The 14777-nt window shown below is 38.5% G+C and carries 16 protein-coding genes and 1 pseudogene; 11 read left to right on the top strand and 6 right to left on the bottom strand.

The window, feature by feature from the left end; translation table 11 throughout:
- Positions 1-19: 19 nt before the first annotated feature.
- Positions 20-421, bottom strand: a complete 402-nt coding sequence (locus tag DV415_RS00185) for a PRD domain-containing protein (RefSeq protein WP_118790307.1) — start codon at positions 419-421, stop codon at positions 20-22.
- 113 nt (positions 422-534) lie between these two features.
- Between DV415_RS00185 and DV415_RS00190 the strand changes: the two genes are divergently transcribed.
- The 6 genes and pseudogenes from DV415_RS00190 (at position 535) to DV415_RS00210 (ending at position 6884) form a co-directional block, all read left to right on the top strand.
- Positions 535-1137 carry a beta-phosphoglucomutase family hydrolase gene (locus tag DV415_RS00190; RefSeq protein ID WP_005635675.1) on the top strand — a complete coding sequence of 201 codons (603 nt, stop codon included), beginning with the start codon at positions 535-537 and terminating at the stop codon, positions 1135-1137.
- Positions 1137-1610 (top strand): YqaA family protein, encoded by a 474-nt coding sequence (locus tag DV415_RS00195; protein ID WP_118776224.1) that lies wholly within the window; start codon positions 1137-1139, stop codon positions 1608-1610. Before DV415_RS00190 ends, DV415_RS00195 begins: the two co-directional genes overlap by 1 nt.
- 331 nt (positions 1611-1941) lie before the next feature.
- Positions 1942-2445 carry an S-ribosylhomocysteine lyase gene (gene luxS, locus DV415_RS00200; protein WP_009499584.1) on the top strand — a complete coding sequence of 168 codons (504 nt, stop codon included), beginning with the start codon at positions 1942-1944 and terminating at the stop codon, positions 2443-2445.
- An 8-nt stretch (positions 2446-2453) separates the two neighbouring features.
- Positions 2454-3635, top strand: coding sequence for a formate-dependent phosphoribosylglycinamide formyltransferase (gene purT / locus DV415_RS00205; protein ID WP_118790308.1), 1182 nt, complete (start codon positions 2454-2456; stop codon positions 3633-3635).
- A gap of 421 nt (positions 3636-4056) precedes the next feature.
- A pseudogene (locus DV415_RS10160) lies at positions 4057-4155 on the top strand (NADP-dependent ketol-acid reductoisomerase); the annotation flags it as partial.
- 71 nt (positions 4156-4226) lie between these two features.
- Positions 4227-6884, top strand: a complete 2658-nt coding sequence (locus DV415_RS00210) for an autotransporter outer membrane beta-barrel domain-containing protein (protein WP_118790309.1) — start codon at positions 4227-4229, stop codon at positions 6882-6884.
- 63 nt (positions 6885-6947) lie between these two features.
- Here DV415_RS00210 and glpX read toward each other — a convergent pair whose 3' ends face one another.
- Positions 6948-7961, bottom strand: coding sequence for a class II fructose-bisphosphatase (glpX, locus tag DV415_RS00215; RefSeq protein ID WP_118790310.1), 1014 nt, complete (start codon positions 7959-7961; stop codon positions 6948-6950).
- Between the two features lie 160 nt (positions 7962-8121).
- Between glpX and DV415_RS00220 the strand changes: the two genes are divergently transcribed.
- The 3 genes from DV415_RS00220 to dtd all read left to right on the top strand — a co-directional run bounded on the left by DV415_RS00220 (position 8122) and on the right by dtd (position 9319).
- Positions 8122-8340 carry a cell division protein ZapB gene (locus tag DV415_RS00220; protein ID WP_005627167.1) on the top strand — a complete coding sequence of 73 codons (219 nt, stop codon included), beginning with the start codon at positions 8122-8124 and terminating at the stop codon, positions 8338-8340.
- Positions 8341-8447: 107 nt separating this feature from the next.
- Entirely contained in the window at positions 8448-8888 is a 441-nt protein-coding gene (gene mioC / locus DV415_RS00225; RefSeq protein WP_118790311.1) for an FMN-binding protein MioC, read from the top strand.
- A complete protein-coding gene (gene dtd / locus DV415_RS00230) occupies positions 8885-9319 on the top strand; it encodes a D-aminoacyl-tRNA deacylase (protein WP_118790312.1) in 435 nt (144 codons plus the stop codon). The genes mioC and dtd overlap by 4 nt, the downstream gene beginning before the upstream one ends.
- Positions 9320-9840: 521 nt before the next feature.
- On the opposite strand, the gene ispF is transcribed toward dtd, so the two are convergent.
- The 3 genes from ispF to ftsB are packed head-to-tail and all read right to left on the bottom strand — an operon-like array spanning position 9841 to position 11269.
- Positions 9841-10317: a 2-C-methyl-D-erythritol 2,4-cyclodiphosphate synthase gene (gene ispF, locus DV415_RS00235; RefSeq protein WP_005687916.1), complete on the bottom strand. Its 477-nt coding sequence runs from the start codon at positions 10315-10317 to the stop codon at positions 9841-9843.
- Positions 10314-10991, bottom strand: coding sequence for a 2-C-methyl-D-erythritol 4-phosphate cytidylyltransferase (gene ispD, locus DV415_RS00240; RefSeq protein ID WP_118785507.1), 678 nt, complete (start codon positions 10989-10991; stop codon positions 10314-10316). Before ispD ends, ispF begins: the two co-directional genes overlap by 4 nt.
- On the bottom strand, positions 10991-11269 hold the full coding sequence (gene ftsB / locus DV415_RS00245) for a cell division protein FtsB (RefSeq protein WP_005627159.1): 279 nt from the start codon (positions 11267-11269) through the stop codon (positions 10991-10993). The genes ispD and ftsB overlap by 1 nt, the downstream gene beginning before the upstream one ends.
- Positions 11270-11495: 226 nt before the next feature.
- Between ftsB and hel the strand changes: the two genes are divergently transcribed.
- Entirely contained in the window at positions 11496-12320 is an 825-nt protein-coding gene (hel, locus tag DV415_RS00250) for a lipoprotein e(P4) (RefSeq protein ID WP_118790313.1), read from the top strand.
- A gap of 179 nt (positions 12321-12499) precedes the next feature.
- A complete protein-coding gene (locus DV415_RS00255) occupies positions 12500-13183 on the top strand; it encodes an rRNA large subunit pseudouridine synthase E (RefSeq protein ID WP_192879058.1) in 684 nt (227 codons plus the stop codon).
- A gap of 63 nt (positions 13184-13246) precedes the next feature.
- On the opposite strand, the gene ppx is transcribed toward DV415_RS00255, so the two are convergent.
- Positions 13247-14776 carry an exopolyphosphatase gene (gene ppx / locus DV415_RS00260; RefSeq protein WP_118790315.1) on the bottom strand — a complete coding sequence of 510 codons (1530 nt, stop codon included), beginning with the start codon at positions 14774-14776 and terminating at the stop codon, positions 13247-13249.
- Position 14777 lies beyond the last annotated feature (1 nt).

Raw genomic sequence — 14777 nt, forward strand, 5'->3', positions numbered from 1 at the left:
ACCTAGTTTAAAAACTAGGTCATTTTTTATGAGTGGGCTTATTTATTACCACATGATTTAATTGTTTCTGTTCAAGAACCAAAGAATGAATGTTCGCTAAAAAATAAGTTTGTTCTGCTTCAGGAATGGAAAACGGCATCAACTTGAGTAAGTCTTGATGGATGGCTAAAACTTGTGGAAAAATGACCGCACTTTGAATTTCTTCAAGCATTTCTGGATAAAGTGGTGAAACACAACCTCCTCGTTCTATTCGACCTAAGCTGCAAGCAATGTGTAGCAGCATAAAATCCACTTGAGGTGTATTCACATCAGCTTGCCAGTAATGAGCTAATCGATCTCGTAAACGAAATACCACATCAATAATAGATTGATTTATTTGCTTGCGAATTTTCCAACGTTCTAGTTGCTTAAATAACCGCATTTGTTTTATTAGTTCAAAATTTGTTCACTAATTTACCGCACTTTACTGAAATAAAACAGTGCACAGATCACAGTTTTGTAGCAAAATGGTAAAAAATTTGTAAGGATGTAAAAATGTTAGATTATGAGATGTTCAATCCATATGAAGGATTGATTTTTGATATGGATGGAACTTTAATCGATACCATGCCCGTGCATGCGCAGGCCTGGACGATGGTGGGAGAGCGATTTGGCTATGAATTTGATTGCCAAATTATGTATAACTTTGGTGGAGCGACAGTTCGAACTATCGCGGGGGAAATGATGAAAGCGGCGAATATGCCACTTGATCGAATTGAGGATGTGCTGGCTGCAAAACGTGAGTTGTCTTATCAACTTATTCCGACTCAATCAAAGTTATTACCAACCTTTGAAATTGTTAAATCTTTTCATCAGAAAAAGCCGATTGCTCTGGGATCTGGCTCACACCGTAAAATTATTGATATGTTGATGGATAAACTGGCTATTGCACCTTACTTTAATGCGATTGTTAGTGCCGATGATGTAAAAGAACATAAACCACACCCAGAAACTTTTTTACGTTGTGCGGAATTAATTCAAGCAAATCCAAGTCGTTGTATTGTATTTGAAGATGCTGATTTAGGTGTACAAGCGGGATTAAATGCTGGAATGGACGTGTTTGATGTGCGTACACGAGAAATTATTTCGCCAAGATAATGGATATTTTTTCATTTTTTAGTGCTGATTTTTGGCAAACTCATGCGTTATGTCTTATGTTTTTTAGTGCATTCTTGAGTGCAACGGTATTACCAGGTAATTCAGAGGTTGTATTTGTTGCTCTTGCAATCCCTAAATTGGCGTTGGGATCTTTATTTAGTTCAGATATATTGGCACTCGTTTTTTTCGCCACGCTTGGCAATGGATTGGGGAGTTTAACTACTTACGGGATTGGGCGGTGGATGCCAAAATTTGATCCAAAAAATCACCGCACTTTATGGGTCAGGAATCAGATAAAGCGTTATGGGGCGATTACTTTACTTTTAAGCTGGCTACCTGTCGTTGGTGATTTATTTTGTGCCATAGCAGGTTGGTTAAGATTAAATTTTGTGGTAAGTAGCGTCTTTATCTTTCTTGGAAAACTGGTTCGTTATGTTGCGTTATTGTTTTTTAGTGCACCATTCTTATTATAAAATGCGCAAGAAAAAGCCCCACAATGAATGCAGGGCAAATAACCTAAGGAACCAATTTTATTAAAACAACTGCAAGTTGCTTGTTCCATGAGACTAGCACTTTATAAGAAAGTTCAAATTTTTTTGAAAACTTTCAAAATAAAAATTTTTGTATAAAAGAAACCCCACAATAAATGTGGGGCAATAACCTAAGGAACCAATTTTATTAAAACAACTGCAAGCTGCTTGTTACATAAGACAATGAGCTTTGCCATAAAGTTCATTAGAATTTGCAAAAAATGAACATTTATTCAAATTTATTTTTAATTTACTGATTTATAAGGAAAACTTTATGCCATTACTTGATAGTTTTAAAGTGGATCATACCAAAATGAATGCACCAGCAGTACGTGTTGCAAAAACGATGCGCACGCCAAAAGGTGATGACATTACCATTTTTGATTTACGTTTCTGTATTCCAAATAAAGAAATTCTTCCTCCAAAAGGTATTCATACGCTTGAACATTTGTTTGCGGGTTTCATGCGTGATCATTTAAATAGCGATAGCGTTGAAATTATTGATATTTCTCCGATGGGATGTCGCACGGGATTCTATATGTCCTTGATTGGTACGCCAAATGAACAGCAAGTAGCACAAGCTTGGCTAGCTTCAATGCAGGATATTTTAGGTGTGCAAGATCAAACAACTATCCCTGAATTAAATATTTATCAATGCGGTACTTATACCGAACATTCTTTGGAAGAAGCACACGAAATTGCAAAAAATGTTATCGCACGCGGTGTGGGCGTGAATAAAAATGAAGATTTGGCACTTGATGATTCGTTATTAAAATAGGAGAAATCATGACAACACTTGGCACAGCATTAACCCCTAATGCAACCAAAGTAATGATGTTGGGTTCTGGTGAACTGGGTAAAGAAGTAGTGATTGAATTGCAACGTTTAGGCGTTGAAGTTATTGCAGTCGATCGCTATGAAAATGCCCCAGCACAACAAGTGGCACATCGTGCATACACCATTTCCATGTTAGATGGTAATGCATTGAAAACGCTTGTGGAGAAAGAAAATCCTGACTACATTGTTCCCGAAGTTGAAGCTATTTCGACTGCCACTTTGGTTGAATTAGAGCAAGCCGGCTTTAATGTTGTGCCGACTGCAAAAGCAACTCAACTTACGATGAATCGTGAAGGGATTCGTCGTCTAGCTTCAGAAGAGTTAGGGCTACCAACTTCACCTTACCAATTTGTGGATAATTTTTCAGACTTTCAAAGTACGGTTGAAAAAATTGGTATTCCTTGTGTGGTGAAACCGATTATGTCTTCTTCTGGACATGGGCAAAGCATTTTAAAGTCTAAAGATGACATTAAAAAAGCTTGGGATTATGCGCAAGAAGGTGGGCGTGCGGGTGCAGGTCGAGTGATTGTTGAAGGTTTTGTCAAATTTGATTATGAAATCACGTTACTGACAGTTCGCCATATCAATGGTACAAGTTTCCTTGCGCCAATAGGTCATCGTCAAGAAGATGGTGATTATCGGGAATCTTGGCAGCCTCAAGCTATGTCGGATATTGCATTATCAAAAGCGCAATCGATTGCTGAAAAGATTACCAGTGCATTGGGTGGATTCGGTATTTTTGGTGTGGAGATGTTTGTGTGTGGTGATGAGGTGATTTTCAATGAAGTATCACCTCGTCCTCATGATACTGGAATGGTAACGCTGATTTCTCAAGAGCTTTCCGAATTCGCTTTACATGCTCGTGCAATCTTAGGTTTACCAATCCCAGAAATTACGTTGATTAGCCCATCGGCGTCTAAAGCTATTGTTGTGGAAGGCAAATCACAAAATGTGCAATTTTGTGGAATCGAAAAAGCACTGGCACAACCTCATACTAATATTCGATTATTTGGTAAAGGTGAAGTGAATGGTCATCGACGCTTAGGCGTTTTACTTGCGCGTGATGTATCCGTTGAAAAAGCGTTGGAAAAAGTAAAACAAGCTTATGAACAGCTAGAAATTAGTTTATAAAAATCGAAAGTGCGGTAAAAATTGATCTAACTCCAAAAAGTTAGACTGTGATTTAAAGGATTGTTTTCGATATTGTATCGGACTCAGTCCTTTTAATTTTAGTTGAATCTGTCGATGACTATAGTAATCCAAATGATCTCTAACTGTATCAACTACCTCCCCCTCTAGTGTTGAATTTCTGACTATAAAAATATTCCATTTTTAATCGCCCAAGGAAACTTCCCATTGCGGTATTGTCCGAGTAATTCCCTTTTCTAGACATACTTTGAATGATGCTATTTTCTGCCAAGATTCGACGATAGGTTTAAGCTGTAAAATTCTCAAACGTAAGCGGTTTTCTTCCGTTTTAGGTGGAGGATGCATTTTAGCATAAATGGTTGTCTTGATAGTTTATGAGGAATTAGCCCATTTATGCTATTGCGATGTAAACGATGCAATTCGTAACCATCCTGTTGAATTAATCGGTCAAGAATTACGTGGTTATATGACGGATATGAAACGTATCGCTGTTGCGGGTTAATTATTAAATCGGTAAAATTTAAGCCAGCTTATTCAATAAGTTGGCTTTTTTTATAATCCCAAGGAATTAATATGAAAAACAACAAAATTTTTAATCGCACTTTTAAAGTGAGTCTGGTGGCTGTGGCGTTAGGATTAGTTAATTCGGCATGGGCAACAGATCTTACTTGCTCAAACTCGACAGGATGTCAGTATTCTTGGGGATCATTACCTAATTTTTGGACTTTCAACAAAAGCCAACAAACATCAATTAGTGATGCAATTAATGTAACTATTACATCAGGAAACTACCAAAATATCGCTAAAACCGATGTTGGAACTAGCACACATGGAGGAAAACCACTAGCCTCTAGCGATTCATTATTTAGTATTTTTGACCTTACTGATAGAAATAATCATATTACTGTTAAATCTGGTGTAAATGCCACACTCAAAGAAGACTATCCATCAAGCTCACTCTTAAGTATATGGGGTGGAACTGCCACGTTAGAAAGAGGCTCAAAACTCATTATTGAGAAAAATTACGCACAAATTCACAATATAACTGATGCTTATAGTGATTCAAGTGGTAACTCAGCGATTGAATCTCGTGGTGGCAAAATTAATACACAAGCTGATATTGAAATAAATAACGATGGTTCTAGTGCAATTGAATCTCAAAAGACCTCAGTTATCAATTCATCCAATCATAGTATCAAGATGAATGGAAAGAGTGATATTGCCTACGTATTATATGGTGCAAAAGATATAGCAAATATCAGTAATGTACAAATTACTGGAAATCAAGATATGCAATTTGCTTTTGACATCGGTACAAATGATGAGAATGCAGCTCAGACGGTTATCGCTAATGGTTTAAATGTAACTCTTAACAATAAAAGTGGTTTATTTACCACATCAGATAGCGGATCGCAAACAATAACACTAACAAATTCAGAAAGTAATACAGGTTATGGTTTACTCGCATTCCCATTGGGCGATGAGCAGTTAGTTAAAATTAATTTAGAAAATACAACATTAAATGCTACTCAAGCATTAATCTCGCTTAATGATAAAAACTTCCCTATTGAAGCAAAAGATGATGAGGATGATGCATCCAATTCTACACCAGCTGGAATCTATCATCTAAACCTTACTGCGAGTAAAAACTCCAAACTAACTGGCGCAATTCTTGAAAATCCAGATTGGCCAGTTAAGAATGAAATCAATTTATCTATGTCTAATAGTCAATGGAGTTTCAATAAATCAAGCACATTGAATAACTTAGATGCTAACAGTTCTAAGATTACATTTACTCCAACTTCTGAATATAAAACATTAACAATTAAAGATAACCTCAGAGGTTCTAGCACATTTAACCTCAATACCAATATCGCTGAAAACAAAAGCGATAAAATCGTTGTTAAAGGCACCGCTGAAGGTAATCATAAAATTGGTGTCACTAACCAAGGTGAAAATGTTGCTAACGGAAAAGTGACACTTATCGAAACCAATGGTGGTAACGCTGCATTTAGCTTAACGAACCCGAATAATCGTGTAGATTTAGGGGCTTACCAATATTTCCTAACAAAAGAAGGAAATAATTGGGTATTAGCGAACTCTAAAAATGCAGTCACCCCAACTCCACCTGTTGCACCAGTCACACCAAATAAACCTGTGGTGACGCCAAATAATCCTGTGGTGACCCCAAATAATCCTGTGGTGACGCCAAGTAATCCTGTGGTGACGCCAAGTAATCCTGTGGTGACGCCAAGCAATCCTGTGGCAACTCCAAGCAATCCGGTGATGACTCCAAGCAATCCTGTAGCGACGCCAAGCAATCCTGTAGTGACACCAACTGCCCCAGTTCTACCAAGTACACCACTGCTTTCAGACTTAGCAAATGCACAAGTTTCTCTTCGCCAAGCACAATTGCTTTTAGTGGAAGATGATTTAAGTGGCATTCATCAACGTCTAGGCGAAGTGGAAAACGGTGAAAAAGGTAATGTATGGGTTCGTAATGTGAATTCTCGCCAAAAATTAGCCGCACTTTCTACTGGTGAGAGTGAAACTTCTGGCTTTAAACAAAACGTACATCGCGTACAAGTGGGTGCTGATGCTGCTGTAACTGATAACCTCCGTGTTGGTGGATTTGTTGGCCGTAGCCAAGCTAACGTCGATTTCAATGGTTATTACGGTGATGGCAAAGTAAGAAGCAACAGCGTGGGCTTATATGCAGCTTACCTTGCAGATAACGGTATTTATGTAGATAACATCGTGAAATACAGCCGTTTACACGCTAATTCAGATCACACTGAAAAACGTCATTACAATGCTTATACTATCTCAAGTGAGTTAGGCAAACGCTTTAGCCTTGTGAACGATTGGACAATCACTCCTCAAGCACAATTAGCGTGGACACGTATTTCATCACAAGAGAATGAAGATAGCTTATCTTCTATTTATTCTCGAATTGGTTTACGTGTAGCCAAAGGCTTTGCATTAAGTAATGGTTGGAATTTACAGCCTTATGCAGAAGTCAATGCGATTACTAGCAAAAACCGTAGCAGCAAAATTCATTACACAAACAGTGCACTTGATGTCGCAAGCAGCCGTGGACGTTTTGAAAGTGCGGTCGGTTTAAATGCTGGATTTGCAAATCATCGTTTTGGTTTAGAAGTAAGCCGTGAAGATGGTAAAAACTTCGATAAACCTTATGCAATTCAAGCGATTTATCATTATAGTTGGTAGTATCTTGCTAAATATACCTCTTAAAAGTGCGGTGAAAATTCACCGTACTTTTGTTTGTCCAAACTAAATATTCAAAATCTTATAAATTTCAGAATCTTTACGATCTAGGTAATGGATGGATTGGATTTTACGAATTGTGCGAGATTTTCCACGAATTAAAATTGTTTCAGTGCTGGCTAAATTGCCCTTTCTAGAGATACCTTTAAGCAAATCGCCATTGGTGATACCCGTTGCGGTAAATACAAGGTTGTCATCACGCACAAGATCTTCAAGTTTTAACACTTCATTGATTTTTACGCCTAATGTTTCACAACGCTGAATTTCATCGGCAGCAATTTTTTTATTTTCTTCGGTATCACCTTTTACTTCGTTACGAGGAAGCAAACGAGCTTGCATATCGCCACCTAATGCACGAATTGCAGCTGCAGCTGCCACACCTTCTGGTGCGCCACCGATTCCGTAAAGAAGATCGACTTCGGCATCAGGCAAACAGCACAATACGGAACCTGCCACATCACCATCAGGAATTGCCATCACTCTCACGCCCAAGTTATGCATTTGTTTAATTACCGCATCATGACGAGGTTTTGCCAATACCATTACGGTGAGATCAGAAAGGGATTTTCCTAGCTTAGATGCGACACGGCGAAGATTTTGTTCTAGTGGTAAAGTTAAATCAATCATGCCTTTAACATCTGGGCCAACCACCAATTTTTCCATATACATATCTGGTGCTTTTAAAAAGGTATTTCTGCCACCAGCAGCCAAGACAGAAATAGCATTAGACTGACCCATTGCGGTCATACGCGTGCCATCAATAGGATCAACGGCGATAGAAACCAATTCTCCCATACCAGAACCGACTTTTTCGCCAATATAAAGCATTGGCGCTTCATCAATTTCCCCTTCACCAATCACGATTTCAGCATCCATATGAATTAAGTTCAGCATATAACGCATGGCTTTCACTGCGGCATCGTCAGCTGCATTTTTATCCCCTCGACCAAGCCACATATGAGCCGCTAACGCAGCTGCCTCAGTCACTCGTGAAAATTCAATCGCCAATGCACGATTCATCATTATTCTCCTTCTGCTTACTTTTCTAGATCATGGCAAAATGACGTTATTTTATCACCGCGTAATCGTTTGCATAATAATTTTTTCTCCAACGCTTTAAAAAGGCAAATTTACTGGGTAAAATACTCTCAAACTTACCCATATTTAAAAGGAAATCATTATGTCTTTAGAAATTTTAGACCAGCTTGAAGAAAAAATTAAACAAGCGGTAGAAACTATCCAATTACTTCAATTAGAAGTTGAAGAATTAAAAGAGAAAAACGCAGAATCGCATAGAAATATCGAAAGTTTACAAACTGAAAACGAACAACTGAAAAATGAACACCGCAACTGGCAAGAACATATTCGTTCATTGCTTGGCAAATTCGATAACGTTTAATCGTAATAAAAGGCTTAGAGAATCTAAGCCTTTTTATTTTCATCATTTCAAAAATATTCTTTTACTTTTCCCTGTGTTAGGGAAGCAAATAAATACAGGATAATCAAATGCACATTTGCATTCTCTCTGGCAGCACTTTAGGTGGCGCAGAATATGTTGCCGAACATTTAAACGATGTTTTAGAAACTCAAGGTTTTTCCACCGCTCTTTTTCATGGACCAAGTTTATCCGACATCGAAAATGAAAAAATTTGGCTTGTTGTGACTTCAACTCATGGTGCAGGCGAGTTGCCGGATAATTTAAAACCTCTATTTGATGAATTAGCTAAAAATCAAAGCGATTTTTCAGATGTTCGTTTTGCGGTCGTTGGATTAGGTAATTCTGATTATGATACTTTTTGCTATGCAGCGGACAAAGTGGAGCAAACTCTCCAAGAAAAAAGTGCGGTAAAAATTTGCGAAACTTTAAAAATTGACGTTTTAAACGTGGATGATCAAGAAGGCTATGCTGAAACATGGTTACCGAGCTTTATCGAGGGATTAAAATGATTGCCTTAATCCAGCGTGTAACCCAAGCGAAAGTTGATGTAAACGGTGAAACAATAGGACAAATTGGCAAAGGTTTGCTGGTTTTGCTTGGTGTAGAAAAAGAAGATAATCTAGAGAAAGCGGATAAACTTGCTGAAAAAGTGCTTAATTATCGAATTTTCAGTGATGAAAATGACAAAATGAACTTAAATGTTCAACAAGCACAAGGTGAATTACTTATTGTTTCTCAATTTACATTAGCTGCGGATACACAAAAAGGTTTGCGTCCAAGCTTTTCAAAAGGTGCGCCCCCAGCATTGGCTAATGAATTATATGAATACTTTACCCAAAAGTGCGGTGAGAAATTACCTGTTTCAACAGGGCAATTTGCAGCGGATATGCAAGTGAGTTTAACAAACGATGGCCCTGTTACGTTTTGGTTGAATGTATAAATAGAACGGTAGATTTAGTAATAGGATTCTTAAGACTTTTAGAAAATTAAGCACGCTAAATAGCTTAACTAATGGAATATCTGCGTTAAACGTACATATTCCATTAGTCAACGTCAACTAACAACATAGCACCTAACAACAAGGTTGGTGAGCAAAAAGGCGAACTGAAGCCCTCCATTGCTCCCTCGTCCATAAATGGACGTTTCCTCTCACCAATGGCCACTTTAATAACAAAGGTGAATTATCACCCACTGCCATTATCACTGATTAGGGACAATCGGGAATGTCAGACAACAGCCCGCCAAACCCAATAGGCAAAGTGCACAGCGCAATGCCAAATGGCACAAACATCCATTCTTGCGCCTAAATCTTTTCATTTATAGTCTGTGTTATCAGCTACAAACTCACTGTACAAGAATATGGTATGCCTTTTCCTAGGTTAAAACTGTGATCTAGATCACAAAAATAAAAATGCGGTGAAATTCTTTTAAAATTTTCACCGCACTTTTAAGAATAAATAATTATTGTCGGATTAAAAGGGCAACAGCTTCACAAGCGATCCCTTCTTGTCTTCCCGTAAAGCCTAGTTTTTCAGTAGTCGTTGCTTTCACATTGACTTGCTCAATATCGCATTGTAGGTCTTCAGCTATTTTTGCACGCATAGCATCAATATGTGGGCGCATTTTAGGTGCTTGTGCAATGATAGTGATATCAACATTACCAATTTTATATCCCTTTTCTTGCACTTGACGAAATGCTTCACGCAATAGCCCACGGCTATCAGCATTTTTATATTGCATATCGGTGTCAGGGAAAAGCTTTCCAATATCACCTAGAGCCGCTGCACCCAAGATAGCATCGGTTAAGGCATGTAATGCCACATCGCCATCAGAGTGCGCAATAAACCCAGTATGATAAGGTACTTCTACGCCGCCAATAATTAATGGGCGATCTTCACCAAACGCATGAACATCAAAACCGTGTCCAATTCTGATCATAATTTATTCCTTGTTAAATAAAATTCTGCTAATGCTAAATCTTCTGGACGAGTCACTTTTAAATTATCGCTACGCCCAGCCACCAAGTGCGGTCGAAATCCTGCCAGTTCCATTGCTGATGCTTCATCCGTTATATTCGCACCTTGTTGAATCCCTGTGGAAAGCGCATTTCTTAATATATCTACTGGGAAAAACTGTGGTGTCATCGCTTGCCAAAGTTGACGACGATCTTCTGTTTTCACAATACATTGCTGATTATCCGCCCGTTTAATCGTATCCGTCGCTGGAATTGCCAAAATAGCACCATGTTCATCTTCAATGGCTAGCAATTTATTAATGTCGGCGTGTTGTAAACAAGGACGAGCAGCATCATGAACAAGCACCCACGCATCTTTTTCCTCAATCGCATTTAAACCATTTAATACGGATTCAGCTCGAGTTGCGCCCCCCTCCACTAACTGAATTTTAGGGGTGAGTGATAGCTTAGCAATATAAGGATCATCTTTGCTCACCGCCAAAATAATTTTAGATACAGCAGGATGAGAAAGCATAACATCAAGTGTGTGTTCGAGCAGTGTTTTGCCGAGTAGAGTTAAATATTGTTTCGGTTTATCTGCTTGCATTCGCGAGCCCACACCAGCTGCTGGCAATACCGCAATAATTGAACGAGCCATTATTTATTCTCTTTCACAATGTGATAAAACACTTCGTTTTCTTTTACCATGCCATGCTGCATTCGTGCACGTTCTTCAATAGCTTCAAAGCCTTTAGTTAGCCCTTGAATCTCCGCATTAATACGCTGGTTGCGCTGAGACAGTTTTTCATTTTCCGCTTGGTTTTCTACAATCTTTGCGGCAGTGTCGCGGTAATCGAAGAAACCATTACGGCCAAACCATAAGTCATATTGAAACAAAGCTAATACGGCAAAAAGAATGAGAATAAGAAGTCGCATAAAAATGTTGGTGATGAATAAAATTGCGGTTAGTTTACCGTGAAAAGGGGGGAAAGGCGATAGGATAAAAAAAGAAAGTGCGGTAAGTTTTACACCTAAATTTCGCGTTAAAAATGTGACGAACATCACAAATTTAATAGAATTACTAAGAAAACACCCCAAAAAATAAAAAGGCTTGCTATACTCTCCCCGTTTTTACTAACCCTAAAGTTAAAAGGAATATAACATGAAAACAACGTTAAAAATGACCGCACTTGCAGCACTTTCTGCTCTTGTTTTATCTGGCTGTGGTTCACACCAAATGAAATCAGAAGAACACGCAAAAATGCAATTGCAACAACAAGCTGTTCTTGGCTTAAACTGGATGCAAGATTCTGGTGAATATAAAGCATTAGCTTATCAAGCATATAATGCGGCAAAAGTAGCATTTGATCACGCAAAAGTAGCAAAAGGTAAGAAGAAAGCGGTTGTGGTTGATTTAGATGAAACCATGTTAGATAACAGCCCTTATGCTGGCTGGCAAGTTCAACATAACAAACCATTCGATGGTAAAGATTGGACTCGTTGGGTAGAAGCGCGTCAATCTCGTGCTGTTCCGGGTGCGGTAGAATTTAATAATTACGTAAACAGCCACAAAGGTAAAATGTTCTACGTAACAAACCGCAAAGATAGCTCTGAAAAAGCCGGCACTATCGATGATATGAAACGCTTAGGTTTCAATGGCGTGGAAGAATCTGCATTTTATTTGAAAAAAGACAAATCAGCTAAAGCGGCTCGTTTTGCAGAAATTGAAAAACAAGGTTATGAAATCGTACTTTATGTAGGCGATAACTTAGATGACTTCGGTGATACCGTATATGGCAAATTAAACGCAGACCGTCGTGCATTCGTTGATCAAAACCAAGGCAAATTTGGTAAAACCTTCATCATGTTACCTAACGCAAACTACGGTGGCTGGGAAGGCGGCTTAGCTAACGGGTATTTCAAAAAAGATACACAAGGCAAAATCAAAGCTCGTTTAGATGCAGTACAAGCTTGGGATGGTAAATAATTTTCCATTAAAAACATCGATTTAAATATCGATTCTAAAAATTTAGTTTGGGGGCTAAGCTCAGTTTTTTACTGGCTTAGCCTTTTTAGTTTTTGAGATTAACTCAAGTAATCATCATTACTACATGCTTAAGTTTTGTTATGATGTTGCAAATCTTTCAAAATAGAAATCATAAGTTAATGAAGAAGAATTTTTCGGTAGGAAAATTGTCCGCTAAAGGAAAAAGTGCGGTTAATTTTCACCGCACTTTTAAGTCAAAATCAAAACCTCAAACGCTGTCGTTGGATGAAACCAAAGTTGTGTTATTCAATAAACCTTTTGATGTACTCACGCAATTTACCGACGAACAAGGACGTGCCACCTTAAAAGATTTTATTTCAATTCCGAATGTTTATGCGGCAGGGCGATTAGATAGAGACAGTGAAGGATTACTGATTTTAACTAATAATGGCGAATTACAACATCGTTTGGCCGATCCCAAATTTAAAACAGAAAAAACCTATTGGGTGCAAGTGGAAGGCATTCCTGAACAAACCGATTTAGCACAACTGAGAAAAGGCGTAGAACTCAAAGATGGCGTGACTAAACCCGCTCAAGTGCGGTTAATTTCAGAGCCAAATTTATGGGAACGCAATCCACCTATCCGAGAGCGAAAAAATATTCCCACAAGCTGGTTAGAAATTAAAATTAGTGAAGGGCGCAACCGCCAAGTGAGAAGAATGACTGCGCATATTGGTTTCCCCACCTTACGATTAGTAAGAGTGAGTATGAGCTCATTATCTATTAGTGGATTAGAAAATGGCTCATTTAGATTATTATCATTGGATGAAATAAAAGCGTTATTTCAGACCGTTAAATTATAAAAATAGGGCAGGTATTTAGCTTGCCCTAAATTTTTTGCTCATAAACATTAAGCAGAAAGAAGCTTAATAAAAGATTAAACTACTTTCAAACTCTTTCAGAAGATTACTTTCTGCTCTCAATTCATTCCAAATTAACGGGTTGCGATCTAAGTATCCGCTTTCAAAATTCAATGTCCAATCATTCAAAGTGCGGTGCATTTCAAGGGTGAAATTTTTTGCTGTTTCTGTTGCTTGACGGGATTTATTGAGAATAACCGCAAGACGAAGCAATCGCATTAAAGCCATCACATCTTGCTCGCTATAACGTGCAAATTTAAAAAATTCAGCAGGTTTAAGCGTGCCAATATGCCAACGCACTAACGCGGTAAGCAAACGTTGCTGTTCGCGATCAAACCCAGGTAATTCCATATTTTGTAAGATATAAGCTGAATGTTTTTGTAAACCTTTGTGATTAATCACAATGCCAACTTCATGCAAGCGCGCTGCCCAAAGCAGGATTTCGCGCATTTCTTCAATAAATTCTGTCGATTGCCAATCTTTATATTGTGCACTGAGTAAATTAGCACTATCTGCAACGCGGTGAGCTTGAGCTTGGTCAATATTGAATTGTTCGCTTAATCCCCAAGCTGTACGAGCTCGAATATCTGCAACTTGGAAGTTTTTCTCTAGGCTATAAATGACGCCTTCGCGCAATGCGCCGTCAGAATAGCGCATTTGTTGAATATGAAAAACTTCAAACACCGCGCTTAAAATTGCTAAACCGGGAACAAAAACATCCACGCGGTCTTGGTTTAAACCGTTAATATTTAACTCGGTAAAATGTTTAGCTTGTAGCGTTTGCTCAATTAAAGCATGTAATCGCTCTGCTGTAATGGTTCCATTTGGATCAAGATTAGTCGCAATGACTTGTGCAACAGTTTTAATCGTGCCCGATGATCCAAGCACAGATTGCCAACCTAATTTGCGATATTCAAATCCTAAATCTTCGATTTTATTGACCGCACTTTGACGCGCGCGTTGAAAGTTTTCTGGGGAAATGACGCCATCGGTAAAAAATTGAGTCGCAAAACTCACACATCCCATATGGCGGCTTTCAGCCATAAGCGGCGTGAAATTATCGCCGATAATCATTTCTGTCGAGCCACCACCAATATCCACAACGAGCTTACGGCCTTTTTCTGGTTGCGTGTGGCATACGCCTGCATAGATGGTTTTAGCTTCAGTTTGCCCACTAATAATATTAATGGGATAGGGGAAAACTTTGGCTGCTTGACGTAAAAATTCATCATTATTGATGGCTCTACGTAAGGTATAAGTGCCAACTACATTAACATTTTCAACAGGAAAACCTTGTAAACGTTCAGCAAATAAGGCTAAGCAATTCACGCCACGTGTGATAGCCTCTTGATTAAGCACCGCATTTTCGTCTAAACCTTCTGCGAGTTTAACTTTTTGTTTTAAGCGCGAAAGCACTTGGATTGAGCCGTTTACAATACGTGCCACAATCATGTGGAAACTGTTTGAACCAAGATCAATCGCGGCAATTTCACGTACATTGCCACGATGCTTGGGTTCTAAAATAGCGTCATTCATA

Source organism: Haemophilus haemolyticus (assembly GCF_003490595.1).
Taxonomy (GTDB): Bacteria; Pseudomonadota; Gammaproteobacteria; order Enterobacterales; family Pasteurellaceae; genus Haemophilus; species Haemophilus haemolyticus_L.